Source organism: Pseudoalteromonas sp. BZA4 (genome assembly GCF_040104395.1).
Taxonomy (GTDB): Bacteria; Pseudomonadota; Gammaproteobacteria; order Enterobacterales; family Alteromonadaceae; genus Pseudoalteromonas.
In genome coordinates this window covers 1-15,193 of record NZ_JBECOT010000035.1, presented here as the reverse complement: position 1 = coordinate 15,193, position 15,193 = coordinate 1, and the positions used below count along the sequence as shown (strand labels likewise).

15 protein-coding genes are annotated in these 15,193 nt (G+C 42.4%); 9 read left to right on the top strand and 6 right to left on the bottom strand.

Annotated elements, in window-relative coordinates:
* Positions 1-5: 5 nt before the first annotated feature.
* Complete coding sequence (gene metB / locus ABMY41_RS14300) at positions 6-1,265, bottom strand: cystathionine gamma-synthase (protein WP_287242175.1); 1,260 nt, start codon at positions 1,263-1,265, stop codon at positions 6-8.
* A 224-nt stretch (positions 1,266-1,489) separates the two neighbouring features.
* Here metB and metJ point away from each other — a divergent pair, with 224 nt between their 5' ends.
* On the top strand, positions 1,490-1,810 hold the full coding sequence (metJ, locus tag ABMY41_RS14295) for a met regulon transcriptional regulator MetJ (RefSeq protein WP_054563330.1): 321 nt from the start codon (positions 1,490-1,492) through the stop codon (positions 1,808-1,810).
* Positions 1,811-1,910: 100 nt separating this feature from the next.
* Here the strand turns inward: metJ and ABMY41_RS14290 are convergent, their stop codons facing one another.
* Positions 1,911-3,152 carry a malic enzyme-like NAD(P)-binding protein gene (locus tag ABMY41_RS14290; RefSeq protein WP_054552813.1) on the bottom strand — a complete coding sequence of 414 codons (1,242 nt, stop codon included), beginning with the start codon at positions 3,150-3,152 and terminating at the stop codon, positions 1,911-1,913.
* Positions 3,153-3,687: 535 nt separating this feature from the next.
* A complete protein-coding gene (gene rpmE / locus ABMY41_RS14285; protein WP_036973208.1) occupies positions 3,688-3,903 on the bottom strand; it encodes a 50S ribosomal protein L31 in 216 nt (71 codons plus the stop codon).
* A 233-nt stretch (positions 3,904-4,136) separates the two neighbouring features.
* Between rpmE and priA the strand changes: the two genes are divergently transcribed.
* The 5 genes from priA to ABMY41_RS14260 all read left to right on the top strand — a co-directional run bounded on the left by priA (position 4,137) and on the right by ABMY41_RS14260 (position 9,251).
* Complete coding sequence (priA, locus tag ABMY41_RS14280; protein WP_349275157.1) at positions 4,137-6,317, top strand: primosomal protein N'; 2,181 nt, start codon at positions 4,137-4,139, stop codon at positions 6,315-6,317.
* A 16-nt stretch (positions 6,318-6,333) separates the two neighbouring features.
* Entirely contained in the window at positions 6,334-6,861 is a 528-nt protein-coding gene (locus tag ABMY41_RS14275) for an SPOR domain-containing protein (protein WP_054563328.1), read from the top strand.
* An 80-nt stretch (positions 6,862-6,941) separates the two neighbouring features.
* Positions 6,942-7,460, top strand: coding sequence for an ATP-dependent protease subunit HslV (hslV, locus tag ABMY41_RS14270; RefSeq protein ID WP_054552816.1), 519 nt, complete (start codon positions 6,942-6,944; stop codon positions 7,458-7,460).
* 11 nt (positions 7,461-7,471) lie between these two features.
* A complete protein-coding gene (hslU, locus tag ABMY41_RS14265; protein ID WP_062566006.1) occupies positions 7,472-8,800 on the top strand; it encodes an HslU--HslV peptidase ATPase subunit in 1,329 nt (442 codons plus the stop codon).
* A gap of 76 nt (positions 8,801-8,876) precedes the next feature.
* Positions 8,877-9,251, top strand: coding sequence for a gamma-butyrobetaine hydroxylase-like domain-containing protein (locus ABMY41_RS14260; RefSeq protein WP_055021375.1), 375 nt, complete (start codon positions 8,877-8,879; stop codon positions 9,249-9,251).
* Positions 9,252-9,505: 254 nt separating this feature from the next.
* Here ABMY41_RS14260 and ABMY41_RS14255 read toward each other — a convergent pair whose 3' ends face one another.
* The 3 genes from ABMY41_RS14255 to ABMY41_RS14245 all read right to left on the bottom strand — a co-directional run bounded on the left by ABMY41_RS14255 (position 9,506) and on the right by ABMY41_RS14245 (position 13,074).
* Positions 9,506-11,386 carry a HAMP domain-containing methyl-accepting chemotaxis protein gene (locus tag ABMY41_RS14255; RefSeq protein WP_349275154.1) on the bottom strand — a complete coding sequence of 627 codons (1,881 nt, stop codon included), beginning with the start codon at positions 11,384-11,386 and terminating at the stop codon, positions 9,506-9,508.
* 105 nt (positions 11,387-11,491) lie between these two features.
* A complete protein-coding gene (locus tag ABMY41_RS14250; RefSeq protein WP_349275153.1) occupies positions 11,492-12,541 on the bottom strand; it encodes an MJ1255/VC2487 family glycosyltransferase in 1,050 nt (349 codons plus the stop codon).
* On the bottom strand, positions 12,538-13,074 hold the full coding sequence (locus ABMY41_RS14245; protein WP_349275151.1) for a phosphatase PAP2 family protein: 537 nt from the start codon (positions 13,072-13,074) through the stop codon (positions 12,538-12,540). The genes ABMY41_RS14250 and ABMY41_RS14245 overlap by 4 nt, the downstream gene beginning before the upstream one ends.
* 212 nt (positions 13,075-13,286) lie before the next feature.
* Here ABMY41_RS14245 and rraA point away from each other — a divergent pair, with 212 nt between their 5' ends.
* From rraA to ABMY41_RS14230, 3 genes are read left to right on the top strand one after another with little or no spacing between them, the layout of a single operon-like run.
* A complete protein-coding gene (gene rraA, locus ABMY41_RS14240; RefSeq protein WP_054552822.1) occupies positions 13,287-13,784 on the top strand; it encodes a ribonuclease E activity regulator RraA in 498 nt (165 codons plus the stop codon).
* A 5-nt stretch (positions 13,785-13,789) separates the two neighbouring features.
* Entirely contained in the window at positions 13,790-14,839 is a 1,050-nt protein-coding gene (locus ABMY41_RS14235) for a formimidoylglutamase (protein ID WP_349275148.1), read from the top strand.
* A 34-nt stretch (positions 14,840-14,873) separates the two neighbouring features.
* The gene (locus ABMY41_RS14230; protein WP_349275146.1) at positions 14,874-15,083 is read left to right on the top strand and encodes a hypothetical protein; all 210 of its coding nucleotides are present in this window, start codon (positions 14,874-14,876) and stop codon (positions 15,081-15,083) included.
* Positions 15,084-15,193 lie beyond the last annotated feature (110 nt).

Sequence of the window (15,193 nt, the reverse complement as noted above, 5' to 3'; positions counted from 1 at the left end):
TTCTTCTACCACAATGCCGTATGTGCTGGCGTTAACTTAAATGAAGCGTTTTGCTGTGTATCTTGCTGTGTTTGCTTAGCTTCAGCTGTTGTAACTTGCTGGCCTTGACCTGGTTTTACTAAATTGAAAACACGGTCTAAATCTGCAATGAGATCTTTTACGTCTTCAATACCTACAGAAATACGGATCAGCGTATCGCCCACACCGGCTTCAAGGCGCGCTTTAGGCTCCATGCCTGCGTGCGTCATTGTTGCAGGGTGACAAATCAAGCTTTCTACCCCACCTAGCGACTCAGCAAGGCTAAAGTCTTTAAGGCTTGTTAAAAACGCTGCTGCATCGTTAATGTCGCCTTTAATATCAAAGCTCACCATGCCACCAAAGCCACGTTGCTGTGCTTTAGCAAGCTCATGTTGTGGGTGAGAAGCAAGGCCTGGGTAATAAACTTGGCTTACATAAGGTGAACTCTCTAAATACTCAGCAATGGCAAAGGCATTTTCTTGGTGCTGCTTTAGGCGTACATTTAAAGTACGTAAACCACGAAGCGTTAAGTAGCTGTCAAATGGTGCACCAGTAATACCGATATTATTCGCCCACCAAGCAAGTTCGTCGCCTAGCTCTTGCGTTGCAGCAATCACTGCACCGCCCACTACATCAGAGTGACCATTGATGTATTTAGTGGTTGAATGCACAACAATATCAACACCAAACTCAATTGGGTTTTGTAATGCAGGTGATAAGAAGGTGTTGTCAGCCGCAACCAAAGCACCACACTGCTTAGCAATACTAGTAATTGCTTTAATATCTGTTAAACGCAAGATTGGGTTACTTGGCGTTTCAATCCAAATCAACTTGGGTTTAATCGCTAAAATTTCTTGGAGATTTTCAGTTTTAGTTAAATCCAAAACTTTTAGTTTTAACAGGCCACGTTTTTCAAGCGAGGTGAATAAACGGTAACTACCGCCATAACAGTCATGTGGGATCACTAACGTATCGTCACTGTTTAATAGCTGAGTGGCTAAATGCACAGCAGACATACCTGTTGCAGTTATAATACCTCTAGCACCACCTTCAAGCTCAGCTAAGGTTTCAGCTAAGATATCGCGATTTGGATTACCGCTGCGACCATAGTCATACTGGCGCTTAGTATCAAAATCAGCAAACGAATAGGTGGTTGATAAGTAAATTGGTGGTACAACCGCACCATGATGTTTATCGGCTTCGATGCCGTGACGAACAGCAATCGTCGCTTTATTTTTTTCGCTCATTTCATCACCTATTCTTAAATTGGATGTTTAGACGTCTAAAAGGTTAGATGATCAAATATGAGAAGTCAAAGCATTTATGGCTTACACATAGAAGTTTATACATTTACACCACTAGATGGCTAAATAACTAGTATTTGACTATCTTTTTTAAAGAGATAGAATTTCCGCATCTTGCGCTGTGAATAAGGCGTAAATCACTGACAACCGAGGCAACGAAACAACTTATGGCTAAATGGAACGGTGAATACATTCACCCATATGCAGAACACGGTAAAAAATCAGAACAAGTAAAAAAGATTACCGTATCAATCCCACTCAACGTATTAAAAGTATTAACTGACGAGCGTACACGCCGCCAGATCAATAACCTGCGTCATGCGACGAACAGTGAGTTATTGTGTGAAGCTTTCTTACATGCTTTTACAGGTCAACCATTACCAAATGATGACGACCTACGTAAAGACAACCCTGAAAAGGTACCTGAAGAAGTTAAAAAAATTATGCAAGAAATGGGGTTAGATATCCCAGTGCTTGATTCAGAATAAGTATTTCGGCCATCGGATCACCGCCGATAATCGCAGATATAAAAAAACTCAGCCTAGGCTGAGTTTTTTATTGTGCGATATACCTAATAGCTAATTAAGCTTAACGCATGTAATCTTCTGGCATGTCGATTTGCGCCACACCCGACTCTACTGCTGCTTCAGCAACAGCACGTGCAATACGTGGTAATAAACGCGGATCCATAGGCTTAGGAATGATGTACTCGGCACCAAACTCAAGTGACTCAACGCCAGCTGCTTTTAATACTTCACTTGGTACAGGCTCTTTCGCGATGCCGCGAATAGCATGAACTGCAGCAATTTTCATTTCATCATTAATTGCCGTTGCACGAACATCTAACGCGCCACGGAAAATGAATGGGAAACAAAGCACGTTATTTACTTGGTTAGGGAAATCTGAACGACCCGTTGCCATAATTAAATCGTTACGCGCACTGTGTGCAACTTCTGGAGCAATCTCAGGATCTGGGTTTGAACATGCAAACACGACTGGCTTATCTGCCATCAGCTTAAGATCATCTGCAGTTAACAAGTTAGGACCTGATACACCAACGAATACATCAGCATCAGCAATTACATCTTGTAATGTACGCTTATCGGTATTGTTAGCAAATAATTGCTTATACTCGTTTAAGTCATCACGACGTGTATGGATCACACCTTTACGGTCAAGCATATAAATGTGTTCACGCAGTGCGCCACACTTAATTAAAAGCTCCATACAAGCAACAGCAGCAGCACCGGCACCTAAACATACGATGATAGCATCTTCGATATCTTTACCTTGCACTTCAAGGGCGTTAAGCATACCAGCAGCAGTCACAATAGCTGTACCATGTTGGTCATCGTGGAAAACTGGAATATCACAGCGCTCAATAAGCGCTTTTTCGATTTCAAAACACTCAGGCGCTTTAATATCTTCAAGGTTGATACCACCAAACGTATCAGCGATGTTAGCAACCGTATTAATGAAATCTTCTGTTGTGCGGTGTTTAACTTCAATATCAATTGAGTCAAGGCCAGCAAAACGTTTAAATAGTAACGCTTTACCTTCCATTACAGGTTTTGATGCAAGCGGACCTAAGTTACCTAAACCTAAAATTGCGGTACCGTTTGAAATAACCGCAACCATGTTACCTTTGCCTGTATATTTATAGGCATTTGCTGGATCAGCAGCAATTTCACGGACTGGTTCAGCCACACCTGGGCTATAAGCTAAAGCGAGATCGTTAACCGTTTCGGCTGGCTTGGTTAGTTCAACACTAATTTTACCTGGAACGGGGTGAGCGTGGTAATGTAATGCTTGTTCACGAAAATCTGACATAACGCGATAGTATCCTGCAAAAAGTTAAAAAGTGAGAGAGCTTGCATCAGTACGATACCTGTAATGTATAAAAATTCCAAGTATTATCAGGTCTATCCTGTTATATGCTATATCGCTTAATTTTAAAGGATTTCCCAACAGTTTCTGCGCATAGTTGCGATTAACCAGACATAAAAATTCACCTATTTATGACCTTTTAAGCACGTGTTTTTGTATTTTATACGCACGTACACTGCAATTAGCCGAAATTAGCCCAAAATAGCCATTTCAACGAAGTTCACAGCATTTACTCACAAAGTTATTTAAATTTATTATTTTTAATAACTTTTATGAAAGTTTATACAAAAAAGAATATAGCCAAGGGGTGGCACTTTGTCTGCAAAATTAGCGACATAATGGGCATAACAGCCAGAAATAGTTATGCAAGATACATAAGTGAAGATGATGAGTAAGTGGCAGCGTTAATAATGTCGTTTGTGAATTTTAGGCATAAAAAAAGCACCCTAAGGTGCTTTTTTTAACTAAACAGCAGAGATTACTTCTTGCTGCTAAGTGCACCGAAGCGCTTGTTGAAACGATCAACACGGCCGCCAGTGTCTAAAATCTTTTGCTTACCAGTGTAAAACGGGTGACACTCAGAACATACGTCTAAGTGGATGTCTTTACAAAGAGTTGAGCTAGTTTCGAATTTGTTACCACATGAACAAGTTGCAGTGATAGCTTCGTACTTAGGGTGAATACCTTCTTTCATAGGGAACCTCTAGTTAAGGCCGTATCGCTCTCCAAACCCGAAGTCTGGCACCATACGCAGTTAATACAATTAATAGGCCGCGTATTTTATAGCTCAAGAAGCCTTACGACAAGCTTTAAATACATCTTTCGCTAAAAAAATAACCAAGTGGTCTGTTGTTCAGTATTTGTTGGTAGGTTTTTAACTGCAATTTTAGTACATTATCTTTCTATCTTTGTTTCAGTTGAGTTGTTATGCACTTTGTAGAAGTTGCCATAAAAGTCCCTTTACAGCGTACCTTCGATTATAAAGTTGAACAGCTGCTGCATAGCCCTGAGTTAAAGCCAGGTATGCGCGTTCGCGTGCCATTTGGTAGCCAAAAAAAGGTTGCCGTGGTCTTGGCTCTTAAAACATCAACCGATGTTCCCGCAGACAAAATAAAGCCGATTATTGATGTTATAGACGACACGCCAGTGTTATCTGAGCAACACTTAGCATTACTAAAATTCACAGCACGCTACTACTGTTACCCATTGGGCGAGACCATTCATACGGCACTTCCGGCTGCATTAAGACAAGGCGAATGCCCAGATAAAACCAGCATTAACATGGTTGAGCTGACCGATAAAGGTGCAAAGCTGCCGTCGCTGAAAGCAAAAACCCAGTTGAGTTTATTAAAACAGCTAGCCGAATCAGGCAAATCATCGGTTACAGAATTAAAAGCACTCGGATTTACCAAAAAAACCATCGACAGTCTGCTCGATAAAGAACTGATCACTCAATTTATTGAACATGATAACCAATGGCAGCAACGCGCGCCGAGTGTTGGTAGCAAGCCAGTGCTTAATAAAGAGCAAGCTGTTGCCTGCACCAGCATTAACCAAGCTCGTGGCTTTACCAGCTTTTTGCTTGAAGGGGTTACCGGAAGCGGTAAAACCGAAGTGTATTTGCAATGCCTAGAAGAAGTGCTAAAAAAAGGTCAGCAAGCCTTAGTATTAGTGCCTGAAATTGGCTTAACACCACAAACGGTTAATCGTTTTCGTCGTCGCTTTCCTGATACCCCGATTATGCTATGGCACTCAGCTCTAACAGATAACGAACGCTTGCAAACTTGGCGTTTTTGTGAAAAAGGCAGCTGCGCTATAGTGATCGGCACACGTTCGAGTATTTTCTTGCCCTTTTTATCTCTTGGCATGATCATCGTTGATGAAGAGCACGACAGCTCGTTTAAGCAACAAGATACACTACGCTATCATGCTAGAGACCTAGCCGCTTATAGAGCATACCAACATAATATTCCGCTCGTTCTAGGCAGTGCCACACCAGCACTTGAGACCTTACATAAAGCAATTAATAACAAATATCAGCTGTTGAGCCTCACTGAACGGGCCCAAACCAGCACCGATAACCAGTTTCAATTAATGGATATGAAAGGCCAGCCTGAGCAAGCAGGGATTGCCCATGCCAGCCTTGCCTACATGCGTCAGCATTTAGAACGTGGCAAGCAAGTGATGGTATTTTTAAACCGTCGTGGTTTTTCGCCTACGCTTATATGCCATGAGTGTGGTTGGCTAAGTGAGTGCTCACGTTGTAGCACCAGTGCAACCTTTCATAAAGCCATTGGCCAGATGATTTGTCACCACTGTGGTGAACAACATCAGGTGCCCCACCAATGCCCTGATTGCGGCAGTACGCAGATTTTTCCAAATGGCAAAGGCACTGAACAAATCGAAGAGTTTTTAACACAAACCTTCCCTGATATTCCGATTAGTCGTATCGACCGAGATTCAACTCGTCGTAAAGGCAGCTTAGAAAAAGCGCTTGATGATATTAACCAAGGCGGTGCGCGTATCTTAGTTGGCACGCAAATGTTGGCAAAAGGCCACCATTTTGCCGATGTTAGCCTTGTTTTAATCCTAGATGTCGACAGTGGATTATATTCGTGTGATTTTCGCGCCACAGAGCATTTAGCGCAACTTGTTACGCAAGTGGCAGGCCGTGCAGGTCGAAGTGGTGAACCTGGGCAAGTATTATTGCAAACTCACTTTCCTGAGCACCCGCTACTGCAAGACTTAGTTAATAATGGTTACCAAGATTTTGCCCGTTACGCACTCACAGAGCGAGAAGACGCGCAACTTCCGCCAGTCACCAATATGGCTATGGTTCGTGCCGAAGGACATAACATAAATCAAGTGATGGATTTTTTAACTGATTTGGTTCCTGTCCAGAACGTATCTGGTATACAATTGCTCGGTCCGATACCTGCACCACTGGAACGTGTAGCAGGTAAATATCGCTTTCAGTTACATATTCAGGCGCAGGAACGCTCCCACTTACACCAATATTTAGCGCAAATGGTCGACTATATAAGTACCAGTAAATTAGCGCAAAAGGTGCGTTGGAGCTTAGATGTTGATCCTATAGATATGATTTAAAGGCCAATTAAGAGTCATGGCACAACACGATTACATAAATAAAAAACCAGCAAATCGAAATAATAAAAAACAAGCCCCGGCGAAAAAGCCCTTCCCTATTATTCTTGTTTTAATTGCGCTTATCTTAGTAGGCGGGTTTGGTTACGGCCTATGGTATATCAAACATAATGCTGATCCTGAGTTAGTAGAGCAGCAAGCAAACCCGACTAAAAAAGAAGAAGTAGTTATTCCACCACCTAAGACACCTGAATTTATCAAAGAAATTAAAGAGCACGAAGTTCAGGTCGAAGTAAAAGAGATTGAACAAAAAGGCCCATATGTAATGCAATGCGGCTCTTTTAGAACATTAGAGCAAGCACAAACATTAAAAGCTAAAATCGCTTTTGCCGGCTTAGTGGCCGAAGTTAAGAAAACACAAGGCAGCAATGGTGTTTGGTATAAAGTGCGCTTAGGCCCATACGAAACCAAACGTTTAGCCGAAAGTGACAAAAATAAACTTAAACGCATCAAAATAATGGGCTGCGGAATTTGGCTTTGGACTTGATTTTAGTTCATTCACCCATATAAACACCTCATCAATCGCTTTTTACGAGCGGCTTTGCCGCTCGATGATGAGGAATAATCATGACCACTATTGTAAGTGTACGCCGCGACGACAAGGTCGTTATTGGTGGCGACGGCCAAGTTTCACTTGGTAACACCGTAATGAAGGGCAATGCCCGCAAAGTTCGACGTCTTTATAATGGCAAAGTAATCGCTGGTTTCGCTGGCGGTACTGCTGATGCCTTCACCCTTTTCGAACGATTTGAAAGCAAACTAGAAATGCACCAAGGCAACTTAACCAAAGCTGCCGTAGAAATGGCCAAAGATTGGCGTAGTGATCGTGCACTTAGAAAGCTCGAAGCACTATTAGCAGTTGCAGACGAAACTGCTTCATTAATTATCACAGGTAACGGCGATGTTGTGCAGCCAGAAAACGACCTAATTGCGATTGGCAGTGGTGGTAACTTCGCGCAATCAGCAGCCACAGCGCTACTAGAAAACACCGACCTAAGTGCACGTGATATTGTAGAGAAAAGCCTTACTATTGCAGGCAACATCTGCGTATTCACGAATAATTTCCAAACTATTGAAGAATTGTAATAGGAACTGCCATGTCTGAGATGACGCCAAGAGAAATCGTTCACGAGCTTGATCAACATATTATTGGCCAAGCTAAAGCTAAAAAAGCAGTTTCAATCGCGCTACGTAACCGCTGGCGCCGTATGCAACTGAGCGATGATTTACGCGCAGAAGTAACACCAAAAAACATTTTAATGATTGGCCCAACAGGTGTGGGTAAAACTGAAATTGCTCGCCGCCTAGCTAAACTTGCTAATGCGCCTTTTATTAAAGTTGAAGCAACAAAGTTCACCGAAGTGGGCTATGTTGGTAAAGAAGTAGAAACGATCATCCGCGATTTAGTTGATATCTCGATTAAAATGACGCGTGAACAGCAAACCAAAAAATTCAAACATCGCGCTGAAGAAGCGGCAGAAGAGCGTATTCTAGATGCCCTTTTGCCACCAGCACGCGATACCTTTGGTGAGTCAAAAACAGAAGAGAACTCTTCTACTCGTCAATCTTTCCGTAAAAAATTACGAGAAGGTCAGTTAGACGATAAAGAAATTGATATCGATGTTGCACAAGCTCAGCCAAATGTTGAGATCATGGCTCCTCCTGGTATGGAAGAAATGACCAACCAGCTTCAGAGCATGTTCCAAAACATGGGTGGCGATAAGCGCAGCAAGCGTAAGCTAAAAATCAAAGAAGCATTTAAGCTATTAGTTGAAGAAGAAGCAGCAAAACTTGTTAACCCTGAAGAGTTAAAAGAGCAAGCTATCTTCGCAGTTGAACAAAACGGTATCGTGTTTATCGATGAGATCGATAAAATCTGTAAACGTGGTGAAGCATCTGGCCCAGATGTTAGCCGCGAAGGTGTACAGCGCGACTTACTTCCATTAATCGAAGGTTCAACAGTAAGCACTAAACATGGCATGGTTAAAACTGACCACATGTTATTTATTGCATCTGGCGCATTCCAAATGTCTAAACCATCAGACATGATCCCAGAGCTGCAAGGCCGTTTACCAATCCGCGTTGAGCTTGAAGCACTAAGTGCTGATGACTTTAAACGTATCTTAACTGAGCCTCATGCTTCATTAACTGAGCAACAACGTGAACTGTTAAAAACAGAGCAAGTTGACGTTGAGTTTACTGATGATGCCATTGAACGTATCGCGAAAGCGGCTTGGCAAGTAAATGAAAAAACCGAAAACATCGGTGCCCGTCGCTTGCACACAGTGATGGAAAAACTAATGGAAGAAATTTCATTTGATGCCTCAGAAAAAGCAGGTTCAACACTGACAATTGATGCCAATTACGTTGAGCAGCACTTAGGTGCACTTGTTGAAGATGAAGACTTAAGTCGTTTCATTCTTTAATCAACAAATTAGCGTTATAATTAAAAGCCTCCTGTTGGAGGCTTTTTAGTTTATAAATCGTATATTCGAGGCTCACATGAAAGAAGTCACTAAAGTGCATTATCACAGCGTTAGCAAAGTATTAGATGTTCATTTTGATGATCAGACTATTGCTCAATTTAGTGCTGAATTTTTGCGTGTTCACTCACCGTCTGCTGAAGTGCAAGGTCATGGCAATGAACCTATGAAACTCGTACTCGGTAAGCAACAGGTAGGAATTAGCAAGATTGAGCCGGTTGGTCATTATGCGATTCGACTAGTGTTTAGCGATAATCATAATAGCGGTTTATTCAGCTGGCACTATTTAAGTGAGCTGCAAGCTAACCATGATGAGCTTTGGCAGCAATACCAAACAAGAGTCTCTGAACACGAAGCAAGCAAAGACAGCGTGCCTATTAAGTTTGTGCCTTAATACCAACCCGCAATAATACTTAATCATTTTGAGGGATTAAACCTGTCGCTAACTGCGTTAAAAATTTCTCATTTAGAACAACTAAATAACGAAATTTTTGCCTTGTTATCAACGAGGTTTTATTGCCTCAAAATAGACTACTTAATTAAGCGGATTGGTATTAAAATCTTGTCGCGGTATACACCCCCAAACAAAAAAGCGCGATGACGACACCGTCACCGCGCTCTATTTATATACAAAGTATCAAGTCATTATTAAACTTTAAACTTATCGATTGCCTGATAGAGCACACGTGCTTGCTCAGACACCTCTTCGCTGGTTTGCGCATTAGTCGCCGCATGACCAGATGCCTCTTGAGCGATATCACGAATGCGTACCACGTTTTTATTCACCTCAGAAGCCACTTGGCTTTGCTCATCAATTGCGGTGGCAATGTGGGTACTCATATCCATAATGGTTTGTACATCTTCGGTGATTGAGCGAAGTAACTCACCGGCTTTACTTGCCTGTGCTGCACTTTCGCCACCTTGCGTACGACATTGCTGCATAATGCTTACCACTTCTTGCGTACGCCCTTGTAAGGTCGAAATAATGCTCTCGATCTCTTGCGTTGAATCTTGGGTACGCTGCGCAAGTGAGCGAACTTCATCTGCTACTACCGCAAAGCCACGGCCTTGTTCACCGGCACGCGCCGCTTCAATGGCTGCATTGAGTGCCAGTAAGTTTGTTTGCTCAGCAATGCCACGAATAACATCAAGTACAGAGCCAATGGTTTCAGCGTCTTTTTCTAACTGCGACACCACGCTTGACGCATTACCGAGTGAATCAGATAAGTGGTTAATTTGCACCACCGTTGATTCAACCTCAGAACGACCTTGCTGCGCGCTTAAGTTAGTCGACTCAGCTTTTTTCGCTGCAGCTTCTGTATTGTGTGAGATATCTTGAATCGTTGCCTGCATTTCGGTGGCTGCTGTGGCAACCATATCAGCTTCGTGCAGCTGCTCTTGCATACCTGAGCTAGTTGCTGCTGTCGTTTCAGATAAATGTTCTGTTGCCACGTTAAGAGTACTTAGCGCTGTATTTACCTCGTAAATCAGCTTTTTAAAATCACTGATCAAGCTATTAAAGTCGATCGTCATAGTGGTGATTTCGTCTTTACCTGATTGAGTAATCGACATACTTAAGTCGTTATTGCGACGAATTTCGTTAATCGTGTGGTACACACGTTCGATAGGCTGAATAATTGAGCGGCTAGTAAAGTAAACTAATAACATCACTAAAATGCTCGCAATTATAAACACAAGAATGGCAATCAACTGCGCACTAGCCGCACTCGATTCTACAAACTCTTTTGTTTGTTCTGTAAGCTCCGTAACAATTGCATCACTAAGCTCAACACTGCGTTTCATCTCACCGAGTGCCCCTGATTCTAAATCAAGACCCAAGGTAACTTGTGCATCAACTAAGGCTTTAAATTTACTTTGATAAGTCGTAAGCAAACTAAGCAATTGGTTTTCGTAATTTGCATCGAACCCAGCGTTTTTAATCTCTGAGCTAAAACGAGCAACTAAATCATCAAACTTGCCCATATACTTTAAATCAAAGCGCAGCATAAAGTCTTTTTCTGCACGGCGAAGCTGTAACATTAAAGCCAGTAATTTATAGTTTTCGCGCTCACTTAATAATGTTTCTACTTGATGCACCGCACCACGTAAATCACCATAAAGTGCATCTTTAGGGTGTAAACCTATTTTCTTTTGTAGTACCACAACTTCATTGAAGTCATCGTAATAAGTTTTCGCAAGACGTCTAAATTCATTTAGCTTAGATGAGTCCATCGACAAATCTTTTACTAACTCGTCTAGTCGTGCCATTTTAATTTTAAGTTGCGAATACTCTTTCTCAAAAAGCTCAAGGCTATCGACATCTTTGTAAAACAAAAAGTTTTTTTCATGTTTACGCATTGCAAGTTCATGAATGTCGAGCTCCTCCGCATTTTGAATTGTTTCGTTGAGCTTAAGCATCATGCGCGACTCAAAGATAATTACACACAGCATCACAATCATTGCAAGACCAACAACGAGCGCGTTTAACTGCAAACGTCGCTTTATAGTTAAGTTTTGTAATACATTCATTCAAAGTGCCCTATAGAAACATGCATTTAAAGTATAGCTAAACTATTTAAAGCAGCTAATAAAAAGTGGTTAAACTTGCCGCGCATTTTCCAATATAAGGTACTTTTAAACAATCAGTTTTTGTTCTAAATCAACCTGTTGCCATAGATGATTATGCAATTTATCCAGCTTTTCCCATTGTTTTTTTTGCAACCAATCAACCAAAGGTGCTGGATCACTCGGAAAATTGAGTTTTTTGTTCTGTGGCGATTGCAACCAATCATCCATAGCATTGGGGTTTAAATAGCTCATCACATGGGCTGCACCCATCGACAATAGCGTCTGCGCATTAATCCCCTGCTCAAATTGTTTTCCAAGTGGTTTTAGCAATAGCTTTTTACCTAATTGTAACGCTTCACTCGCAAGTTCAAATCCGGCGTTGCCAATTACACCACCAGCATTGGCCAAATCATTTAAAAAGCCAACGCGTGAAGGCGCTCGCAGGTGAATATTTCCGATTGAGCAATCCTGCGCATCTGGGTGATAACAGTAAAACTCACGCTCAGGAAAGTCTTTAAGGTAGTCGACCACACTGTCTAAATTCTCAAAAGGTAGATACACCAATACCTTATTTTCGACCATCACCGGGTTATCATGGTGATGACTTGCAATAAATGGTGGAATGATGTTTTCTGCATAAGGCTGCCAATGCACCCCTAAATAAACACTCGCTGGCGCATAATTACGGATCAGGGCACGACGAAAGAAAGCTCGGCCAAACATCGGCACTTTATCAGATAAAAACGCCGCTTGATGGCTCATACCAATAACAGGGATACCTTGCTGTTTAGCAGCCCATGCGGTAATCGGCTCAAAGTCATTAAACACCAAGTCATAGTGACGTAAATCAAGGTTTTTTATATCTTTAATCAATTGTAGTGGGCGCGCATTCTTTAAAGTTTTAAAGCTATCAACTTGCCCCGATTTGCTGGTAAACGACAAACCTCGAAAAGCTCGGTAGTCGGCAAAGTCATCCATATCAAAGTAGTCTTGCTCTTTACGACCCGAAAACACATAGTCAACATCGACTCCTAATGCTTTAAAGGTCGTTGCCATTACTCGTGCTCGAGTAATATGGCCATTACCCGTACCTTGAATACCGTACAAAATTCTCATATAGATCCCACCACCATTACAGCTAATACTGCACAACTTGAACCCATCACTGCGCCAATCACCACATCGGCGGGGTAATGCACACCAATAATCACTCTCGATGCCGCCACCCCTGATGCCCACATCAGCCACAGCACAGCAAATTCCGGAAAATAGATAGTCAAAATCGTCGTCACCACAAATGCCCCTGCACTATGCCCCGACGGTAAGCTAAATTGGTCGCTCGGCACCAAATACGCGCCTTGCACTAAGCAGTCGCAAGGTCTAACCCGCGCGATACGCTTTTTAGCTAAAAAGTAAATAGGTCGCTCAATAGCAAAGCCCACCAATATACTCATCGCCAGTTGTTGAAAGTGCAGCTGCTCGGTGAACCACCAAAAACCAAGAAACAACACCACGTAAAGTCCGCCATCGCCGCTTTTCGAAAAGCCAAGCGCTGATCTTCTAAGCCAAATTGGCGAAGCGTCGTTGAATACACTTAAAAACAGCTGTTCATCCACTTTTGCCAATTTAGTAAGTATGTTGTTTGCCATGGTGAGCTCCTTGTCATACTTTGCGTCTAATTTTTATACTCATCTCAGCTTAGGCGCTAAAAATAACAATTAGGTGACGCTTTTGAGACACTAATGTTGCGATGGCGAAATTCCTTTGATTTAAACCAATAATCCGCTATTAAGTCGTTGTTATTGAGTTGTATCAGGGTATACTGAGTACTAAACAGACAGTCTCTTTAGAGGATGAAAAAATGGATTACAGCACTTCTGATTTATGCGACCACTTTGCAGATGTGGTTGATGTGCTCGAACCAATGTTTATCAATTTTGGTGGACGCCCAAGCTTTAGTGGTCGAGTAAAAACCGTTAAATGCTTTGAAAATAACGAGCTGATCCGCGAAATTTTATCAACAGATGGCACCGACAGCGTGTTATTGATTGATGGTGGTGGTTCAACCCGACGCGCCCTTATTGATATAGAGCTGGCTGAAATCGCATTAGAAAACAACTGGCAAGGCATTATCGTTTACGGTGCAATTCGCCATGTTGATGAACTTGAAGAGCTAGACTTAGGCATTCAAGCAATTGCGTCTATTCCTGTTGCTGCCGATAGTGAAGGTGCAGGTGAAGATGGCATTGGCGTTAACTTCGCAGGCGTATCTTTCTTTGATGACGACTTTGTTTACGCTGATAGCACCGGTATTATATTATCTGCTGAAGAATTAGAGTTAGAAATAATAGAAGACTAATCTCGGTGACAAACTACCTTAAAATTTATGATGAAGCGGCGGTAAAGCACTTATGCGTCCGCCGCGCTAACGAACTTAAAGCTTGGCAAGCCCTTGCCCTTCTCGACACTCAAGTTAACGCCCCACAAGCTCTCATCGATGCAAAACACTTCGGTATTCGCTATGTTTTAGTTGGCGTATGTGAAGATATTGGCCCTCGCGCTAACTTAGGTAACAGTGGCTCAGGGCAAGCGTGGCAGGCGTTTTTAAAACGCTTTTTAAACCAAACGCATAACCAGTTTTTAAATCATGAGCGTGTGTTATTGCTCGGCGAAGTGGCCCTTGATGATTTAAACCAACAAGCTGCCAACCTTGATAATAAAAACGACGCTGATTTAGCCAAACTCCGTGAATTATGCGCTGATATAGACACCCGCGTTGAGCAAGTGCTTGCGATGATTTTTGCAGCTGGCCTTGAGCCAATTGTGATTGGTGGCGGCCATAACAACTGCTTAGGTATTTTACGCGCCCTTAGTAAGCAACATGGCAAACCAGTCAACGCTATCAACTTAGACCCTCATGCTGACTTCAGAAAGTGTGAAGGTCGTCATAGCGGTAATGGCTTTAGATATGCTTACAGCGAAAACCACCTCGCTGATTACCATGTGATGGGATTACACGAATTTAAAAATAACCAAGCGATTATGGATGCCCTGACAAGCGCAAACTTCACTTTTGATAGTTACCAAGACATTCAAGTACGTCGCAACGTTGATTTCTCTTCAGCATGTAAACACGCATTAGCGCAGTTTGATAATGCACCGCTTGGAGTCGAAGTCGACCTAGACAGCATTTCTTTAATGCCGGTTAGTGCATACACTAACTGTGGCTTTAGTGTAAGTGATGCAGAACATTTTGTGCATTTAGCAGCTAGCCAAACAACTGCTCGCTACCTTCACTTATGCGAAGGCGCCCCATCACAACACCCAGTTGGTTTAGAAGCAGGTATGAACGACGCAGGCCAAATAATCACCGCCCTAGTGAATGCGTATTTGCAGGCGAGAGAGGCAAGTTAGAAAGAAGCGAGAAACGAGGTAACGACTGATTTTTGTGGGGTGGGTTGAACGTAGCGATGCTCAACACATAGAAGCGGTCAGCTCTCAGCCTTCAGCGGTCAGACGCGCGAAACAAGTTTCACGCCTACCTGTAGCAGCGGCTTTATGCCGCGACCCTTTAATGGGCAGTAAGGTTCGAGATAAAGCGCGATGTAACGAGTCAAACTACTCGCCAACTTTCAATCTGATTGATCTGACTCCATAAAAGTAGACACCTTTTTGGAGTCAGTAATCATGAAAGTAAAACCATATCGTAAACATTCACTCGAATTTAAAATAAAAGTCGTTCAAGAGTCGTTAGACACCACAGATACA